This window comes from Algibacter aquimarinus, from assembly GCF_039543265.1.
Lineage (GTDB): Bacteria > Bacteroidota > Bacteroidia > Flavobacteriales > Flavobacteriaceae > Algibacter_B > Algibacter_B aquimarinus.
Window position 1 is genome coordinate 778,325 of record NZ_BAABJK010000004.1, and the last position, 17,847, is coordinate 796,171.

Consider the following 17,847-nt stretch of genomic DNA (forward strand, 5'->3'; position numbering starts at 1 on the left):
CCTAATTAATATGCTTACTCAACCGCAAAATATCACCAAAAACTCCGCGTGCGGTAACCTCAGCACCAGCGCCCGCTCCTTGAATTACTATAGGTTGTTCGCCATAACTTTCGGTAAATATTTCAAAAATAGCATCAGAGCCTTTTACATGGCCCAACGTGCTGTCCTCTGGAATAGATACTAATTTCACTTCCAAATTCCCTTTGTCTTGCGATAAATCTCCAGATAAATCACCAACATAACGCAATACATGACCTTCTTCTTGATTATCTTTCAATATTTGATACTGCTCATCTAAAACCTCTAACTGACTCAAAAACTCCTCTACCGAAATATCTCTATAGGCTTCAGGAATCAAATTCAAGACTTCCACATCTTCAAACTCATTTTGTAAATCTAATTCTCTTGCTAAAATCAATAGTTTTCTAGCCACATCGTTTCCAGAGAAATCTTCACGCGGGTCGGGTTCTGTAAACCCTTTATCAACCGTTTCTTGAATAATGGCACTAAACGGCTTGTCTTCCACAGAAAAATTATTAAACAAATAACTCAACGTCCCCGAAAACACGCCACGAATTCTCGTGATATTTTCTCCAGATTCGTGCAATAACTTAATCGTGTCAATTAACGGTAAACCCGCACCAACCGTTGTTTCGTATAAATACTGTTTATTGTTTTTGGCTAATTGTACTCGTAATTCAGTATAAAACTCGTGCGAAATGGTATTCGCTATTTTGTTGGACGATACCAAATCGAATCCCGCTTCAACTAACGGAATATAATTGGTATAAAACTCCGAACTCGCCGTATTATCTACCGCTATCAAATTCTCTAAATGATGATTTTTTGCATAAGTAATAACATCGGCAATAGAACTCTTGTAAGTGCTCGAAGCTATAGCATTCTCCCAATTGGCATTCGCACCATTTTTATCCAATATCAATTTTCTAGAATTCGCAATCGCAAAAACATTTAAATTAATGCCTTTGCGTTTTTCAATATCATCTTTCGATTTTAATATCTGATTAATCAATGCGCCACCAACGCCACCATGACCAAAAATGGCAATATTTATCTTTTTAGAAATCCCGAAAACCTCACCATGAACTACGTTTACTGCTTTGTGTAATTGCGATTTCTTCACCACCAAACTCACATTCTTGCCCGTAACCGTATTATTAAACAATAAGGGTGTAATCTGGTTTTTAATTAAAGCATTAAACGGTTTATGAAACGAACTTAACTCAATTCCAATAATCGAAATAACCGCAACATCATCAATAACATCAATTTTATTGACATCTTGCGAATAGAAATCGCTTTCAAACTCTCGCTCTAAAGCAATAACTGCTTGGGTAGCTTGGTCTGCATCAATAATCAATCCGATGCCTCTTTCTGAAGAACCCTGAGACACAATGCTCACGCTAATACCGTATTTGCTTAACGCTCCAAAAATTCGGGCATCTACACCAATTTTTCCTAATAAGCCACGCCCTTCTAAATTCAACAAGGCCACATTATCTAAAATAGATAACGACGTCACTTCTTTAGTGCTTGGTCTTGCAGTAATTAGCGTCCCCTCGTCATCAGCATTAAAGGTATTTAAAATACGTAAGTTGATGTTTTTTTCAACTAAAGGAATAATGGTTTTAGCATGTAACACAGACGTTCCAAAATTGGCTAGTTCATTAGCTTCACTAAAAGATAATTCTCTAATTTGTTTTGCATCAGGAACCAACCCAGGGTCTGCGGTATAAATTCCACTAACATGTGTATAATTTTGTAATTCTTCTGCATCTAAAAAATTTGCGATTAAAGCAGCAGTATAATTACTACCGTTACGTCCTAAAGTGGTGGTTTCATTCTTTAAATTTGACGCAATAAAACCAGCCACTACATTAACCACACCTTTATTGGCATTAAAATAGGCCTGTGTATTTTCTTTTGAAATTTTTGATAATGGTTGTGCATTGCCAAAAGATTCATCCGTTTTTATAAGTTCTCGCGCGTCAGTTGCTTGAGCTTTTACTCCATGCGCATTCAATAAATTTGCAATCAGTTTTATAGATAACAATTCGCCTTGCGCCAATATATTATCCTTGGTTTTTTTACTGTAATCTCGTAACAGGCTAACTCCTTCAAACAACTTATCTAAAACTGAAAATTCTTCAGAAAAATCTATGGTTTTTAAAGGCTCAATTTGATATGCTTTAAACGCTTCTAAATCCTCTTGATACGACGCTCCTTTTAGCGCTTTATTCAAAATAGCATCTAAATCATCTGTTGCTGAACCTCTTGCAGAAACCACAACAGAAATTCTATCACCAGCTTCCACTTTATTTTTTATAATTGAAAGTACTGTTTCTAAGCCTTTTCCGTTGGCTAAAGATTTACCTCCAAATTTTAATACCTTCATTGGTTTTCTTTTAGAATGTGGCACAAAAATGCCTTCTACAATTTTTTCAAGTTGATCGTATTCCATTAAAAATGCATCGTGCCCGTGCACCGAATGTATTTCGTTATACGTCACATTAGGATGTGTTAAGGCCAACTGTTTATGGGTTTCACGGTTTTCTTCAGCAGTAAAAAATAAATCAGAATCTACACCTACAATATGGATTTTGGCTTCTATATTTTCAAGCACATTAAAGTTACTAGAACGACCTTTAGTCACATCAATAGACTTTAATAACTGATTCATCAATTTATAAGCTGATAACTGAAACCGTTCCTGCAATTTTTTTCCATGATGCAACAACCAACTTTCGACATTAAAAATTTCTAAATCATCATTTTTAGAACGCTTAAAACGTTCTTTAAACGACTCTGGCGTGCGGTAACACAACATAGCATGCATACGCGCATCGTGTACAGGATGCTTAGAGTTTAATAAGAATTGTTCTTGTATTTGGCAGTTGGCAATCAACCAATCGGTAGATTTCCAATCGGTAGCCACAACTACCAAATGCTCTGTGAAATCAGGTTGTAACACCGCCATTTCCCAAGCAATACCACCGCCTAAAGAGCCGCCAATTGTGGCGAATAATTTGCCAGTACCTAGCACTTTTAAGCCTTGTAAAAATAACTTTGCCACATCGCGTGCCACAAAATCTTTATAATTATCAATCACAAAACCATCAAAACCGTTCCCTGGAATATTAAACGCCAACACCGAATACAATTTGGTATCAATAACCTTATCATCACCAATTAAATCTTTCCACCATCCGTTGGCACCAGCCACCTCACTATTTCCTGTCAATGCATGATTAACCAACACAATGGGCGCACTTCCCAAAGCCTTACCAAAAACTTGGTAGCTTAATTTAATTTCAGGGTTACGCGCACCACTTTCAGTAATGTAATTGGCAATGGTAATATGTTGTAATTCGTGTTTCATAAACAGCCTCACCTAACCTCCCCGAAAGAGAGGAATACTAACTCGTGTTATTTTTAAACCTGTCAGGTTTTAAAAACCTGACAGGTCTTGTTTCAATCAATTATATCTTAGCAAATGCTTGTTTTAAATCGGCTTTTAAATCTTCAATATCTTCAATACCAACAGACAATCTTATCAAATCTGTAGACACACCTGCCGAAGCTTGTTCTGCTTCATCCAATTGTTGGTGTGTAGTACTTGACGGGTGAATAATCAATGATTTAGTATCTCCAATATTGGCTAGTAAAGAGAAAATTTGTGTTTCGTCTGCAATGGTTTTTGCAGCATCAAATCCACCTTTATGTCCAAAGGTTACAATACCACTTTGTCCGTTTGGTAAATATTTCTTAGCCAAAGCATTGTATTTACTGCTCTCTAACCCAGGATAATTTACCCAAGCCACTTCGTCTTGTGCTTCTAACCATTTTGCCAATTCTAAAGCGTTTTCACTGTGTTGCTTAATTCTAACTGGTAATGTTTCTAAACCTTGAATGATGTTGAATGCATTTGTTGGACTCATAGCGCCACCAAAATCTCTTAAACCTTCTAAAATTAATTTGAATGTGTAAGATGCTGCACCTAAAACTTCATGGTATTTTAAACCGTGGTAACCCGCAGATGGCTCAGTAAATTCTGGGAATTTCCCGTTTGCCCAATTGAAAGTACCAGCGTCAATAATGGCACCGCCTAAAGATGTGCCTTGTCCGCCAATATATTTAGTTAATGAGTGTATAACAATGTTTGCCCCGTGTTTAATTGGATTTAATAATGCTGGTGTTGCCACCGTATTATCAACAATAAAAGGTACTTCTGCCGCTTTAGAATGTGCAGCAATAGCTTCTAAATCTAAAACATCAAGTTTTGGATTCCCTAAAGACTCCACAAAAAATGCTCTAGTATTATCTTGCACAGCATCTTTGAAATTATCAGGGTTTGAAGCATCCACAAATGTTGTTGTAATACCCAATCTTGGGAGCGTAACACTTAATAAATTATACGTACCACCGTATAAACTACTTGACGCCACAACATGGTCACCTGCCTTTAATAATGTTAATAACCCTGTGGCAATAGCTGCTGTTCCTGAAGCAAAAACTACGGCACCGATACCACCTTCTACAGCTGCTAAACGCTCTTGTAAAATTTGATTGGTTGGGTTGTTTAAACGTGTGTAAATAAATCCTAATTCTTGTAAAGAAAAGAGGTTTGCTGCGTGGTCTGAATTGTTAAATACATACGATGTAGTTTGGTAAATAGGAACTGCTCTTGCTCCTCCGTTTGCTGTTACATCATGACCTGCATGTAATGCGTTTGTTGCTAATTTTTGATCGCTCATTTTTCTAATGTTTTTGAATTAATAAATTAAACCAAAAGTCAAAATATGCTACTTGAATAGCGTACTTAATAGAAAAATGTTATAAAGAATTATTAAAATTACAAAAAGTAATTTCTTTGGGGTTATCTATCCAAACGCCGATAAATGAATCGGTGTTTAAGTAGAATTTAGCACCTTCTTTAATAAGTTTAAAGGGTTGCTAAGGCTTCACGGGGTCTAATCCCTCCACCTTTCTTGATAACATTTCAATAAGTGTTTGAACTTTGTGATTGCAAATATCGTATAGAAAAGTTAATCTGCAAATTATTTTAGAGAAATTTTACTTCTCATGTCTCATTTCGTGAAATTTATTCCTGATAACCAAACCTATAGGACGATTTTGAATTTTGGATTCTAACCATGAAATTATGTCTAAATACAAAAAAGCTCTACTCTCAAATGGGTCTTCTTCAAACTCCTTTAATTTTTTGTGAAGTTTAATAAATTCATGTCTAACTTCATTTGGATAAATATCTCCTAATCTTCTTAAAAATTTAATAAATTCTTTCTGCACTTCATGCAAATCTTCCATTTTAATTAAAAACTTATAAGTACTTCTAATTAAAATATCTAAGTTATAATCTAACCCTGCTTCATAGTGTGCTACTAAATTTAGAATACGAGCAAAACAAAGTAAATCTTCACGCATTTGTAGCGACTTATTACTTATTATTTTATCTAAATACTGAATACACTTTTTGTTCTCTCCAGCACCAAAATACATACTAGCAATTTTATAATAAAACACCATAATATGATGTTCATCAATGCGGTCTTTATAGTTTTTTAAACGCTCTAAAACCTCCTCAATTAATGGAATTCCTTCTTCAAAACTACCTTCCATAAAATGAAGGTTAAATTTGTTGTTGTAAATGTAAAGAAAAGCTAAACCGTCAACATTATCATCCATTTGAAACCACTTCTCTTTGGTAATTCCCTCTAATTGAAATAAAGTTTCTTTAAATTTATTGTACTGTCTTAAATAGAAAAGAGCTTCTAGTAAATAATGATTCCCTTTTAAAAAAAACACAGGATTTAAAACAATCATGTCTTTATTTTTATAAAATAAATCCACCCATTTCGAAGCATATTTATAAGAAGATAAAAAATCTACAGTTAAAAAACTATACCACAAATATGATTTATACAACCACAATTTCTCTCTAAAACCTAGGTTATTAATATCGTATTTTGGTAGTCTATCATTAAAATATTTAGTTATAATTTGGTGTTCATCATCGTTTTTAACATAACCAGTTTTTAAAAACAACCCATACAATTGTAGCGATAAATTTGAAAGCTTACTAGTTAGTACGTTATGTTGACTTAACTCTTTAGCCTGTATAGTTAACTCGTCAGCTCTATTGTTTAAACTACGTGTTATGTATTGAGATTCAATCACCTTTTCAAGTTCAACGATTTCGTATGCTATATTTTTCTCCTCATTAGCAATCGCCAAACCTTTAGCCTTATCTAATATTTTTAAGCTCTGCTTATAAAGCCCTTTGTGATATAGAATAGTTGCAAAATCTAACTGCTCTCTTATCTGAATACGGATATTTTGATGCGATGGATTTAAGCGGAGGCTTATTAAAATTTGTTTGTATAAGTGCGCTTTTAAGTTTGATAACTGCTGCTTTTTTACAATCCCTTTTTTTAGAATTGTTGCTTCATCATAAACAGAAAGTTTATCTAGAATATTAAAAAGCATTAAAAATTTAGAGTCTTCATTAACCCCTAATCTTCCAACATAAAGTTTAAATTGTCTTTTCTCAGATTTAGACAACGACTTTATTAACACAAACAAATTATCTTTTTGCCCTCTTGTCATAGTACAAAAATACCCTTAAAATACTGATTTACAGTTTTTTAAATTACATATTACTAATTTAAACATCGTAAAAAACACACGATGAATTCTCTTTTTATCAAACCAAAATATACATTCGTAATACAATAAGAAAATATATTTTAATAAATGTCTGATAATAAAGTTCAAATTTTCGATACTACTCTAAGAGATGGTGAGCAAGTCCCTGGCTGTAAGTTAAATACAGATCAAAAATTAATTATTGCTGAACAGCTTGATAATTTAGGCGTAGATATTATTGAGGCAGGCTTTCCTGTATCTAGTCCTGGTGATTTTAAATCAGTCGAAGCCATTTCTAAAATTGTAAAACACGCAACAGTTTGTGGTTTAACACGATCTGTTGAAAATGATATTAAAGTAGCTGGTGAAGCATTGAAATATGCAAAAACACCAAGAATTCATACAGGAATTGGAACTTCAGAATCTCATATAAAATTTAAATTTAATTCTACCCAAGAAGACATTATTGAGCGTGCTGTTAAAGCCGTAAGTTATGCAAAATCTTTTGTTGAAGATGTAGAGTTTTATGCAGAAGACGCAGGTAGAACAGATAACGAATATTTAGCTCGTGTTTGTGAGGCTGTAATTAAAGCTGGAGCCACGGTTTTAAATATTCCTGATACAACAGGTTATTGTTTACCTCATGAATATGGTGCGAAAATAAAATATCTAAAAGAAAACGTAAAAGGTATAGATAAAGCTATTTTATCTTGCCATTGCCATAACGATTTAGGTTTAGCGACAGCTAATTCAATTGAAGGAGTTATTAATGGCGCAAGGCAAATTGAATGTACAATAAATGGTATTGGAGAGCGTGCAGGAAATACAGCTCTTGAAGAAGTTGTGATGATTTTAAAGCAACATCCTTACTTAAATCTTGATACAAGAATTCAAACTGAAATGCTATATGGCGTTAGCCAATTAGTTTCAGATAGCATGGGGATTTACACACAACCAAACAAAGCTATTGTAGGAGCAAATGCTTTTGCACATAGTTCAGGAATTCATCAAGATGGTGTCATTAAAAACCGTGAAACTTACGAAATTATTGATCCTAAAGATGTTGGTGTAACAGAATCTGCTATCGTTTTAACTGCAAGAAGCGGACGAGCAGCTTTAGCTTACAGAGCAAAAAATATTGGATACGAATTAACAAAACTTCAATTAGATGAAATCTATACAAATTTCTTAGATTTTGCTGATCAGAAAAAAGAAGTTAATGATAATGACATCCACCAAATTATAGAAAACAGTAAGGTATACAACGAAATTACTTCAGCTTAATTAAAATAGATTTCCGTTTTTACGGAAATGATAAAAAAGTTAATTGATGAAATTAAATATTGCCGTTTTACCTGGCGATGGAATAGGTCCAGAAGTTATAGCTCAAGCTGTAAAGGCTTTGAAAGTTATTGCTATGGAGTTTGACCATATTTTCACTTTTGATTACGGATTAGTTGGAGCTAGCGCTATTATTAAAACAGGAAATCCGCTTCCACAAGAAACCATAAACCTTTGTAAAAAAGCTGACGCTGTTCTGTTTGGAGCTATTGGCGATACAAAATTTGATGAAGATCCTGATGCTAAAATTCGACCAGAACAAGGTCTTTTAGGCATCCGTAAAGAATTAGGGTTATTTACAAACATTAGACCTATTATTGCTTATGAAGATTTACTAAATAAGTCATCATTGAAAGTAAAGCAAATAAAGGATACCAATATTTTAATTTACCGCGAATTAACAAGTGGTATTTATTTTGGAGCAAGATATATTAGTGAAGATGGAAACACCGCTTCAGATGTATGTAAATACGAACGTTTCGAAATTGAGCGTATAGCACACCAAGCCTTTAAAGCAGCTCTTTCTAGAAAAAGAAAATTAACTCTTGTTGACAAAGCCAATGTATTAGAAAGTTCGCGTCTTTGGCGACGTATTGTAAAGGAAATTGCAAATCAATACCCAAATGTAAAGGTTAACTACATGTATATTGATAATGCTGCTATGGAACTTATAATAAATCCAAGACAGTTTGATGTTATTTTAACTGAAAACATGTTTGGCGATATATTATCTGAAGAAGCTAGTGTAATTGTTGGTTCGATTGGCTTACTCGCATCAGCTTCTATAGGCAACAAATATGCTATGTTTGAGCCCATACATGGTGCGTATACAAAAGCAGCCAATAAAGGTATTGCAAACCCAATTGCTTCTATTCTTTCTGCAGCAATGTTATTAGATCATTTTGGACTTTATGAAGAAGCTGCATTGGTTAGAGAAGGTGTAGATAAATCATTGAAATTACATATTACCACACCCGATTTAAATACTAAATACGATAATATAAGCACCACTAAAGTTGGGGATTTTATTGAAGATTTTATTCAAAATCCAGATGAAACCAACTTAAACTTTACCAACATTCATTTAGGGCAATCAACAATTATTTAATTGTATATAATATAACGTTAATTAAAATACTTTTCAAAAGCATCTTTGTTCTCTGATTTAACCTTTTTATTCAACAAGTAAATACCATAATCATCAAACCCTTTATATTCTTTAGCGTAAACACTACTTACTTTGAATGAATCATCCAAATGCACCCATAACATAGGATACATCCATGGAGAAACACGTTTAGTGTAGACTAAAGTTGAACTCTTCTTATTTTTTAAATTGTTTTTATATGCCTCACAACAAAAATCTGTTTCAGAAAACTTTTCATTAACGATGTCCCTGATATTAGAATTTGAAGATAAATCTTGCTTCAAACTTTTTTTTGGTTTTTCACAAGTCATTTTATGAATTCCTATACCTGAAGTAACTTCAAAAGGCTGCCCTAAAATATTTTGAACTTCTTCTAAAGTCATTCCAACTTTTACTTTCCTTATATCATTTGATGTAAAATCTCCTGATATTTCTTTTTTAGGTATATAAAAGTAAACTACAAAAAAAGATATAATTAATACAACTGAAGTAAGCAGTACTTTTTTTATTTTCATGTAATTGAAATTTTCAGAAATAACACTTTTAAATTGTTAGTTTAACTGCTAACGTAGAAGTTGTGATAATATTTCTTTCAAACCTTTTTTACTTAGGAAATTTGCTTCTAATTTTATCCAAACACAAATTATGAATACTGCCCACGTGGGTATGCTTTTTAGAAGTATCTGGCACATAGGTACCATCTTGTACTTGTCCGCCAATTTTTTGGTAAGCCTCTCTAAAACTTTGCCCTTCCACAACCAAAGTATTAATATTATCTACGGTAAATAAGTATTTGTATTTATCATCATTAATATCAATATCTTTAATAATAATTTGCTGAATGGAATAGTTAAAAATATCAAGAATATCTTTCAACTCTTCAAAAGCAGCAATCATGTTTTCTTTTAGTAATTGAAAATCTCTGTGATAGCCACTCGGCAGATTGTTAGTTATTAAAATCATTTCTGATTGTAATGATTGAATTTTGTTACATTTCCCTCGTATTAATTCAAAAACATCAGGATTTTTCTTGTGTGGCATAATACTACTTCCAGTTGTCAACTCATCTGGAAACGAAATAAACCCAAAATTCTGACTCATATATAAACAAACATCCATTGCAAATCGAGCCAAAGTATTACTTAAACCTCCCAAAGCAGCAGCAATTGTGCGTTCATTTTTACCTCTTCCCATTTGTGCTGCAACTACATTATACTTTAGAGTTGCAAAATTCATCTCTTTTGTGGTTAGTTCTCTATCTATTGGAAAAGAACTTCCGTAACCTGCCGCAGACCCCAGAGGGTTTTGATCTACCGTTTTTATGGCTGCATTTAATAAATAAACATCATCTACCATAAGTTCTGCATAAGCTGAAAACCATAAACCAAATGATGATGGCATGGCTACTTGTAAATGTGTATATCCAGGAAGAACTTTTTCTTTATAATTATCGGCTAGGTTTAAAAGAGTGCCAAATAGTATTTCAGTTTTCTCTTTTACAAAACTTAACTGCTTTTTATAATATAAGTTTAGAGCAACTAAAACTTGGTCATTTCTAGAACGCGCAGTGTGGATCTTTTTTCCAACATCGCCAAGAGATTTTGTTAATTCAAATTCTATTTTAGAATGTACATCCTCAAATTGTTCATCAATTACAAAAGTACCATCTTCAATTTGTTTTTCTAAAACTTGTAAACCGCTTAACAATTCAACTAATTCTTCTACGGTAATAATGCCAATTTTTTGAAGCATTTTAGCATGAGCTTTAGAGGCTATAACATCATATTTAGCAATATGAATGTCAATTTCCCTGTCGTTTCCCACAGTAAATTGTTCAATTTTTTTATCTATTGATATGCCTTTGTCCCAGAGTTTCATACTTTATAATTTTTTCATATCCGCAAGGCGGAAATCTATTTAATCTTTATTAATTCAATAATAACTTCCTGCATTAATAGGAATAATAAAATAGTTAAACGATTACTCGATTTAACAATTCAACATATATTTTTATACCTTCTTCAATTTCATTTATATAAATAAATTCATCTGCAGAATGTGAACGTGTACTATCTCCAGGTCCTAATTTTAAACTAGGGCAAGACAAAACGGCTTGGTCAGATAATGTTGGTGAACCATAGGTTGATCTACCAATTGCTATACCTGCTTTTACCAAATCATGATCTGTTGGAATTGATGATGAATTTAAGCGCAGACTTCTTGGTATAATACTTGAAACAGGAGATTCTTTTTCCAAAATTTCAGCAATTTCAGAATTACTATATGCGTCATTCACTCTGACATCAATAACTAATTCTAAATCTGCGGGTACAGCATTATGTTGCTTTCCAGCCTTAATTTGACTTACCGTAAGTTTCACATCTCCTAAGGCTTCAGAACCTTTTTCAAACTTAAAATCTTTAAACCATTGCAATACATCAATAGCCTTGTAAATAACGTTGTCGTTATTAGGATGTGCTGCATGACTTGGTGTACCTGTTAGTACCGCATCAAAAACCACTAAACCTTTTTCGGCCACTGCTAAATTCATCAAAGTAGGCTCTCCTACAATAGCTACATCTATTTTTGGAATAATAGATAACATACTATTTAAACCGTTTGGCCCACTACTTTCTTCTTCCGCTGATGCGACAATAACTAAGTTATATTTTAAATTTTCATGATTATAGAAATACGTAAATGTTGCCATTAAAGACACCAAACAACCTCCTGCATCGTTACTTCCTAAGCCATATAATTTACCATCTTCAACAATCGCCTTAAAAGGATCTTTTGTATAAGCTGAATTGGGTTTAACCGTATCGTGATGTGAATTTAAAAGTAAGCTTGGTTTGGCTTCATCAAAATACTTATTAACCGCCCACACATTATTCTTTGTTCTAGTATAATCTATTTCATGACGCTGAAACCAATCTTCAATTTCTGCTGCTGTAATATCTTCTTCTGAAGAAAAAGATTGTGTTTCAATTAACGTTTTTAGTAGCGAAATAGCTTCCTGTGTAAGTTGCTCTATCATAAATACAAGGTAGTAAACTTTTGATTTTTATTACTTATTACTGTTGGATTTCCAATAAAAACTCTTGAAACTCCAGACTCTAAAGCATAGTAAGAGTTTTCTAATTTAGGCAACATGCCGTCATGAAATACACCATCATGTTTTAAAGATTCGTAAGTTCCTGTATCCATATAATCGATTACAGAATTATCATCATCAACTGACATTAATACACCGTTTTTCTCAAAACAATAATACAACTCTACATGATATAACTTAGAAAGTCCTATGGCTAACTCTGAAGCAATCGTATCTGCGTTGGTGTTAAATAATTGTCCGTTTTTATCATGTGTTATTGCACAAAAAACTGGCGTAAAATCAGCTTCAATTAATCTATTTATCGACTTATAATTTACTTTCTTTACATCGCCAACAAAACCATAATCAATCTCTTTTACAGGACGTTTTTCAGAATAGATGCTATTAATATCTGCTCCTGTTAAACCAATCGCATCAGTATTTAAGCCTTGAAGTTTAGCAACAATATTTTTGTTAACTAAGCCACCGTAAACCATAGTAATAACATCTAAAGTATTTGCGTCGGTGATACGACGTCCGTTAACCATATTTGATGTAATGCCTAATTTTGAAGCTATATGTGTGGCTCGTTTTCCACCTCCATGTACCAAAATTTTTTTACCTTTTAATTTAGAAAAACCTTCTAAAAACTGGCTTAAAGCTTCAGTATCTTCAATTACATTACCTCCTATTTTAACAATTGATAAATTTTCTTTAGACATAATTTTCTAATATCTTTTTTAATACTAATTGCGCAGCATAAGTTCTATTATTAGCTTGTTTTATTACTAGGGAACTATCACTATCTAGAACAGCATCTTCAACGACTACATTTCTTCTAACCGGTAAACAATGCATAAATTTCGCATTTCCAAGCTTCTCTTTTGTAATCATCCAATCGGCATTAATATTCAATATCTTACCATATTGTGAGTAGCTACTCCAATTTTTTGTGTAAACAAAATCAGCATCTTTAAAAGCCTCTTCTTGATCATGATAAATTGGTGTATCTCCGGTAATTTGCGGATTTAAATCATACCCTTCAGGATTTGCTATCACAAAATTTACATCCATTTTTTGCATTGCTTGTACAAAACTATTCCCTACTGCATGTGGCAATGCTTTTATGTGTGGTGCCCAACTTAAAACTACTTTTGGTTTTGAAATTTTAGCATGTTCAGATATTGTAATTGCATCTGTTAAACCTTGTAAAGGATGACCGGTAGCACTTTCCATATTAACAATTGGTACGCTTGCATATTTTGTAAAAGACCTTAATACTTCCTCACTTTCATCCTTCTCTTTATCTGTTAAAGTTGGAAAAGCACGAACAGCAATAATATCGCAGTATTGAGACACAACCGCCGCAGCTTCTTTTATATGTTCAGCTGTTTTTCCATTCATGGCTGTACCATCAGCAAACTCAATACCCCAAGCATCACCAGATACATTCATAACAATAGGATTCATTCCTAAATTTAATGCAGCTTTTTGTGTGCTTAATCGGGTTCTTAAACTGGAATTAAAAAACAATAATCCTAACGTTTTATTTTTTCCTAACTCGTTATATTTAAGCGGATTTGATTTTAATTCCTTCGCCTCTTCAATCCAAGTATTTATATTATCAATATTTTGAATAGATGTATAATTCTTCATTTTTTACTTTATTTTTGTAAACGGAACTTTATTTTCAAAAGCATTAACAATAAAGTTATCTTCTAAACCATTTACTATCCATGTTTCAATTTTTGCCTTTTTTGTAACCAAAGCAGCCTCAATTTTAGATTGCATGCCTCCACTGCCGTGTGATGATTTAGAATCAACTACTTGATCATTTAATTCATCAAAATTTAAGACTTCTGCAATAGTTTTAGGTGCTCCATTTTCAATAGACTCTTTTGTATAAATACCATTCGTATTGGTAGCAATTATAAATAAATCAACATCTAACAATGATGCTGTTAAGGCACCCAATTTATCGTTATCACCAAACTTAATTTCGTCTGTAGCAACTGTATCATTTTCATTTATAATTGGAATATAATTATTGTTAACCAATACATTAATAGTATTAGTAATATTGGATCTGCTTTGCTTCTTTTCAAAATCTGAGTACGACAGTAAACACTGCGAACTTAATAACCCATATTCTCTGAAAATTTCCTGATAAATACGAATTAGATGCGGCTGACCAATGGATGCTAAAGCTTGTTTTACAAAAATTTCTTTTCGTTTACTTTCCAGTTTTACAAACTGCTTTGCAACGGCAATGGCTCCAGAACTTACAATAATAAACTCGCAAGTATCTTGTAACTGAGAAATTTGATTTGCAATATCCTCAATTTTTCCTCTTGAAATATTATCGGTTTCCTTCGTTAGAGTATTAGAACCAATTTTTAATAATATGCGTTTTTTCTTCATACAAGCACTTGCTCATTTCTTAAATGCCCATTATGGGCCTATCTTATTTGTCCGTTTCCATGAACGTACCATTTATTTGTTACCAAATGCTGCAAACCTATTGGGCCTCTTTGGTGTAATTTATCTGTACTAATAGCCAATTCGCCACCTAAGCCTAATTGCCCACCATCTGTAAATCTAGTAGAAGCGTTATGATATACAGCAGCTGTATCAACATTTTCCATAAATAATTTAGCTTCACCTTCATTGGCAGTTATAATTGAAGAAGAATGTCCTCCAGAATACTTATTAATCATGGCAATAGTATCTTGATTCGACCCTATTTCTCCTATTAAAATCTTGTAATCTAAAAACTCTTCGTACCATATATTATCTGAAGCAATGGCTTCTAATCCGTTTTCTTTTGAAATAACTGCATCACCTAAAACTTCAATTTTAGATTCTTTTAATTTTGAAATCAAAGTGTTTACAAACTTGTTTTTATTTGGAAGATTTTTATCTATTAGAACTTTATCTACCGCATTACAAGCTGATATTTTCGATTTTCCGTTCATAATCACATCAGTAGCAATATCTAAATCAGCATCTTTATGAACATATACAAAGTTATTTCCGCGACCACTTATAATTACAGGGCAAGTAGCATGTTGTTTTACAAAAGCAATTAATCTTTCTCCTCCGCGCGGCACGATTAAATCTACTTTTTGAGTTGGAGCTTCTAAAAAGTTTTGTGTTTCCGTTCTATTGAATTGTAAATATTCAACCCAATTAGTAGATGCTCCAAATTCTTTTAAAGCCTGATGCCATAATTCAACAATCTTTAAATTAGAATTTAAAGACTCTTTACCTCCTTTTAGCAATATTTTGTTTCCAGATTTAAAAGCAATTCCTGCAGCTTCAACGGTTACATCTGGACGCGATTCATAAATAATTAACACCGTTCCAAACGACGCTGTCTTATTATAAACCTGCATACCATTTTCATGTTTAAAACTGAAACGTTCTACTCCTACAGGGTCATCTTGAGAAGCCAAATGCTTTGCTGCTTTAATCATTTCATCAACTTTGTTATTATCAACTTTTAAACGGTCGTACATTGAAATGTCGTCGCCTTTATAAGCATCAAGATCACCTTTATTAATGGTAATAATGGATTCTCTTTCTTCCTCCAATAGTTCTGCCATTTTAAGTAAAACAGCATTTCTTTTTTCTATAGATAGTAAGGTATTCATATTTATAATACTTTCTTTAAGGCCTCAAAAAACTGATCGATGTGTTCTTTTTTAACATTGAGTGGTGGCAAAATTCTAAGCAGTTTTTTGTTTGATGCACCACCAGTAAATATCTTGTGGTTGTATATTAATTCTTTTCGTAATTCACCTACTTCAAAATCAAACTCCAAACCTAGCATTAACCCTCTTCCTTTTATTTTTTTTATCTGCGAAATTGTTTTGGCTATAGCAATAAAATACTCTGATAAAGAATTTACATTTTCAACCAAATTTTCTTCCTCTATCGTATTTAAAACTGCTAACCCCGCTGCACATGCTAAATGATTTCCTCCAAATGTAGTTCCTAACATACCATATTTCGACTCAATATTTGGATGAATTAAAATCCCCCCTATTGGGAAACCATTTCCCATTCCTTTTGCTATAGGAATAATATCTGGAGTGACATTGTAATGTTGAAACGCAAAGAATTTACCTGAACGCCCATAACCAGATTGCACCTCATCTGCAATAAACATTGTATTGTTAGCTTTACACAACTTATCAATAGCTTCAAAAAATTCAGAAGAACCTTGATCTAAGCCTCCAACACCTTGAATAAACTCCACTATAACAGCACAAACATCTCCTTTTTCCAGTTCGGTCTTTACGCCTTCAATATCATTTAAAGGTAAAATAGTAACTGCTTGTTGCGCATTAATTGGCGCAATAATATTCTTATTATCAGTTGCCGCTACAGCTGCCGATGTACGACCATGAAATCCATTGCTAAATGCAACTACACGAGACTTTCCTGTTTTAAACGATGCAAGTTTTAATGCATTTTCATTAGCCTCAGCGCCAGAATTGCATAAAAATAATTCGTAATCTTTACAACCAGAAAGCGATTCAATTTTATCTGCTAATTGTTTTTGTAATGGGTTTTGTATAGCGTTAGAATAAAAACCAAGTTTTGAAACCTGACTTTTCAAAGCCTCTACATAATTTGGATGTGCATGCCCAATAGAAATTACAGCATGCCCTCCATATAAATCTAAATATTCTGTTCCATTATCATCATAAACATGAACTCCTTTTGCAGAAACTGGTGTTACATTATATAATGGATAAACGTCAAATAAAGGCATTTTTAACTCTTTTTTAGTTGATTTATTTTTTCAAATGATGCTACTATACCTTGTATTAAAGCAGAACTTAACCCTTGATGTTCCATAGCATTTAATCCTTCAATGGTACAACCACTTGGTGTTGTAACACGGTCTATTTCTTGCTCAGGATGTCTTCCAGATTCAGTTAACAGGCTAGCAGAACCAAAACATGTTTGAACCGCCAATTGATGGGCTTCATGAGCTTCAAACCCCAACTGAATGGCGCCCTGTGTTGTGGCACGAACTAAACGCATCCAAAAAGCAATTCCGCTAGCACATATTACTGTAGCAGCTTGAATTTGTTCTTCTGGTATTACCATAGTAGCTCCCAATTGGTTAAAGATTTTTTTTGCTAAATCCATTTTTTCCTGTCCCTTAACATTTGCAGAAAGGCAGGTCATAGATTTCCCAATTGAAATTGCTGTATTGGGCATTACCCGAATTATATTTTTGTCATCACCAATTATACTTTCAATTCTAGAAATCTCGAAACCTGCAGCTACAGACATAACTACATGATCATTAGTTATACTTTCAGACACACTTTCTAAAACTTTATCTATGTGGCGAGGTTGCAGCGCAAAAATTAATACTTCTGATTCCTTTACCGCTAATTCGTTGTCACTTGTAATTGTAACATAATCTTCATCACTAAAAGCACTAACTGCTGCCGTATTTTTATCACTTAAGTATAATGATGTAAACGACTTATTTTTAATAAGTCCTTTTGCAATCGAACTTCCTAAATTTCCTGTTCCTATAATAGCTATTTTCATAATA

14 protein-coding genes and 1 riboswitch are annotated in these 17,847 nt (G+C 33.1%); of the genes, 2 read left to right on the forward strand and 12 right to left on the reverse strand.

Going from position 1 to position 17,847, the window contains the following annotated elements; genetic code table 11:
- Window position 1: 1 nt before the first annotated feature.
- The 3 genes from thrA to ABD939_RS06300 all read right to left on the reverse strand — a co-directional run bounded on the left by thrA (window position 2) and on the right by ABD939_RS06300 (window position 6,645).
- Window positions 2–3,400, reverse strand: coding sequence for a bifunctional aspartate kinase/homoserine dehydrogenase I (gene thrA, locus ABD939_RS06290; protein ID WP_345165864.1), 3,399 nt, complete (start codon window positions 3,398–3,400; stop codon window positions 2–4).
- Between the two features lie 100 nt (window positions 3,401–3,500).
- Window positions 3,501–4,775, reverse strand: a complete 1,275-nt coding sequence (locus ABD939_RS06295; protein WP_298341932.1) for an O-acetylhomoserine aminocarboxypropyltransferase/cysteine synthase family protein — start codon at window positions 4,773–4,775, stop codon at window positions 3,501–3,503.
- A 119-nt stretch (window positions 4,776–4,894) separates the two neighbouring features.
- Window positions 4,895–5,019, reverse strand: a riboswitch (SAM riboswitch).
- 75 nt (window positions 5,020–5,094) lie between these two features.
- Complete coding sequence (locus ABD939_RS06300; RefSeq protein ID WP_345165867.1) at window positions 5,095–6,645, reverse strand: hypothetical protein; 1,551 nt, start codon at window positions 6,643–6,645, stop codon at window positions 5,095–5,097.
- Window positions 6,646–6,792: 147 nt separating this feature from the next.
- Between ABD939_RS06300 and ABD939_RS06305 the strand changes: the two genes are divergently transcribed.
- On the forward strand, window positions 6,793–7,968 hold the full coding sequence (locus tag ABD939_RS06305) for a 2-isopropylmalate synthase (RefSeq protein WP_345165870.1): 1,176 nt from the start codon (window positions 6,793–6,795) through the stop codon (window positions 7,966–7,968).
- Window positions 7,969–8,014: 46 nt separating this feature from the next.
- The gene (gene leuB / locus ABD939_RS06310; protein ID WP_345165871.1) at window positions 8,015–9,133 is read left to right on the forward strand and encodes a 3-isopropylmalate dehydrogenase; all 1,119 of its coding nucleotides are present in this window, start codon (window positions 8,015–8,017) and stop codon (window positions 9,131–9,133) included.
- A gap of 17 nt (window positions 9,134–9,150) precedes the next feature.
- On the opposite strand, the gene ABD939_RS06315 is transcribed toward leuB, so the two are convergent.
- The 9 genes from ABD939_RS06315 to proC all read right to left on the reverse strand — a co-directional run bounded on the left by ABD939_RS06315 (window position 9,151) and on the right by proC (window position 17,843).
- Window positions 9,151–9,687: a hypothetical protein gene (locus tag ABD939_RS06315; RefSeq protein ID WP_345165873.1), complete on the reverse strand. Its 537-nt coding sequence runs from the start codon at window positions 9,685–9,687 to the stop codon at window positions 9,151–9,153.
- A gap of 88 nt (window positions 9,688–9,775) precedes the next feature.
- Entirely contained in the window at window positions 9,776–11,050 is a 1,275-nt protein-coding gene (argH, locus tag ABD939_RS06320) for an argininosuccinate lyase (RefSeq protein WP_345165874.1), read from the reverse strand.
- A 94-nt stretch (window positions 11,051–11,144) separates the two neighbouring features.
- A complete protein-coding gene (locus tag ABD939_RS06325) occupies window positions 11,145–12,209 on the reverse strand; it encodes a M20 family metallo-hydrolase (protein ID WP_345165876.1) in 1,065 nt (354 codons plus the stop codon).
- On the reverse strand, window positions 12,206–12,988 hold the full coding sequence (gene argB / locus ABD939_RS06330) for an acetylglutamate kinase (RefSeq protein WP_345165877.1): 783 nt from the start codon (window positions 12,986–12,988) through the stop codon (window positions 12,206–12,208). Before argB ends, ABD939_RS06325 begins: the two co-directional genes overlap by 4 nt.
- Window positions 12,981–13,922 carry an N-acetylornithine carbamoyltransferase gene (locus tag ABD939_RS06335; RefSeq protein WP_345165879.1) on the reverse strand — a complete coding sequence of 314 codons (942 nt, stop codon included), beginning with the start codon at window positions 13,920–13,922 and terminating at the stop codon, window positions 12,981–12,983. Before ABD939_RS06335 ends, argB begins: the two co-directional genes overlap by 8 nt.
- A gap of 3 nt (window positions 13,923–13,925) precedes the next feature.
- A complete protein-coding gene (gene proB / locus ABD939_RS06340) occupies window positions 13,926–14,687 on the reverse strand; it encodes a glutamate 5-kinase (RefSeq protein WP_345165880.1) in 762 nt (253 codons plus the stop codon).
- Window positions 14,688–14,725: 38 nt separating this feature from the next.
- Window positions 14,726–15,919 (reverse strand): glutamate-5-semialdehyde dehydrogenase, encoded by a 1,194-nt coding sequence (locus tag ABD939_RS06345; protein ID WP_345165881.1) that lies wholly within the window; start codon window positions 15,917–15,919, stop codon window positions 14,726–14,728.
- A gap of 2 nt (window positions 15,920–15,921) precedes the next feature.
- Window positions 15,922–17,046 carry an aspartate aminotransferase family protein gene (locus tag ABD939_RS06350; protein ID WP_345165883.1) on the reverse strand — a complete coding sequence of 375 codons (1,125 nt, stop codon included), beginning with the start codon at window positions 17,044–17,046 and terminating at the stop codon, window positions 15,922–15,924.
- Between the two features lie 2 nt (window positions 17,047–17,048).
- Complete coding sequence (proC, locus tag ABD939_RS06355) at window positions 17,049–17,843, reverse strand: pyrroline-5-carboxylate reductase (protein WP_345165885.1); 795 nt, start codon at window positions 17,841–17,843, stop codon at window positions 17,049–17,051.
- Between the last annotated feature and the right edge of the window lie 4 nt (window positions 17,844–17,847).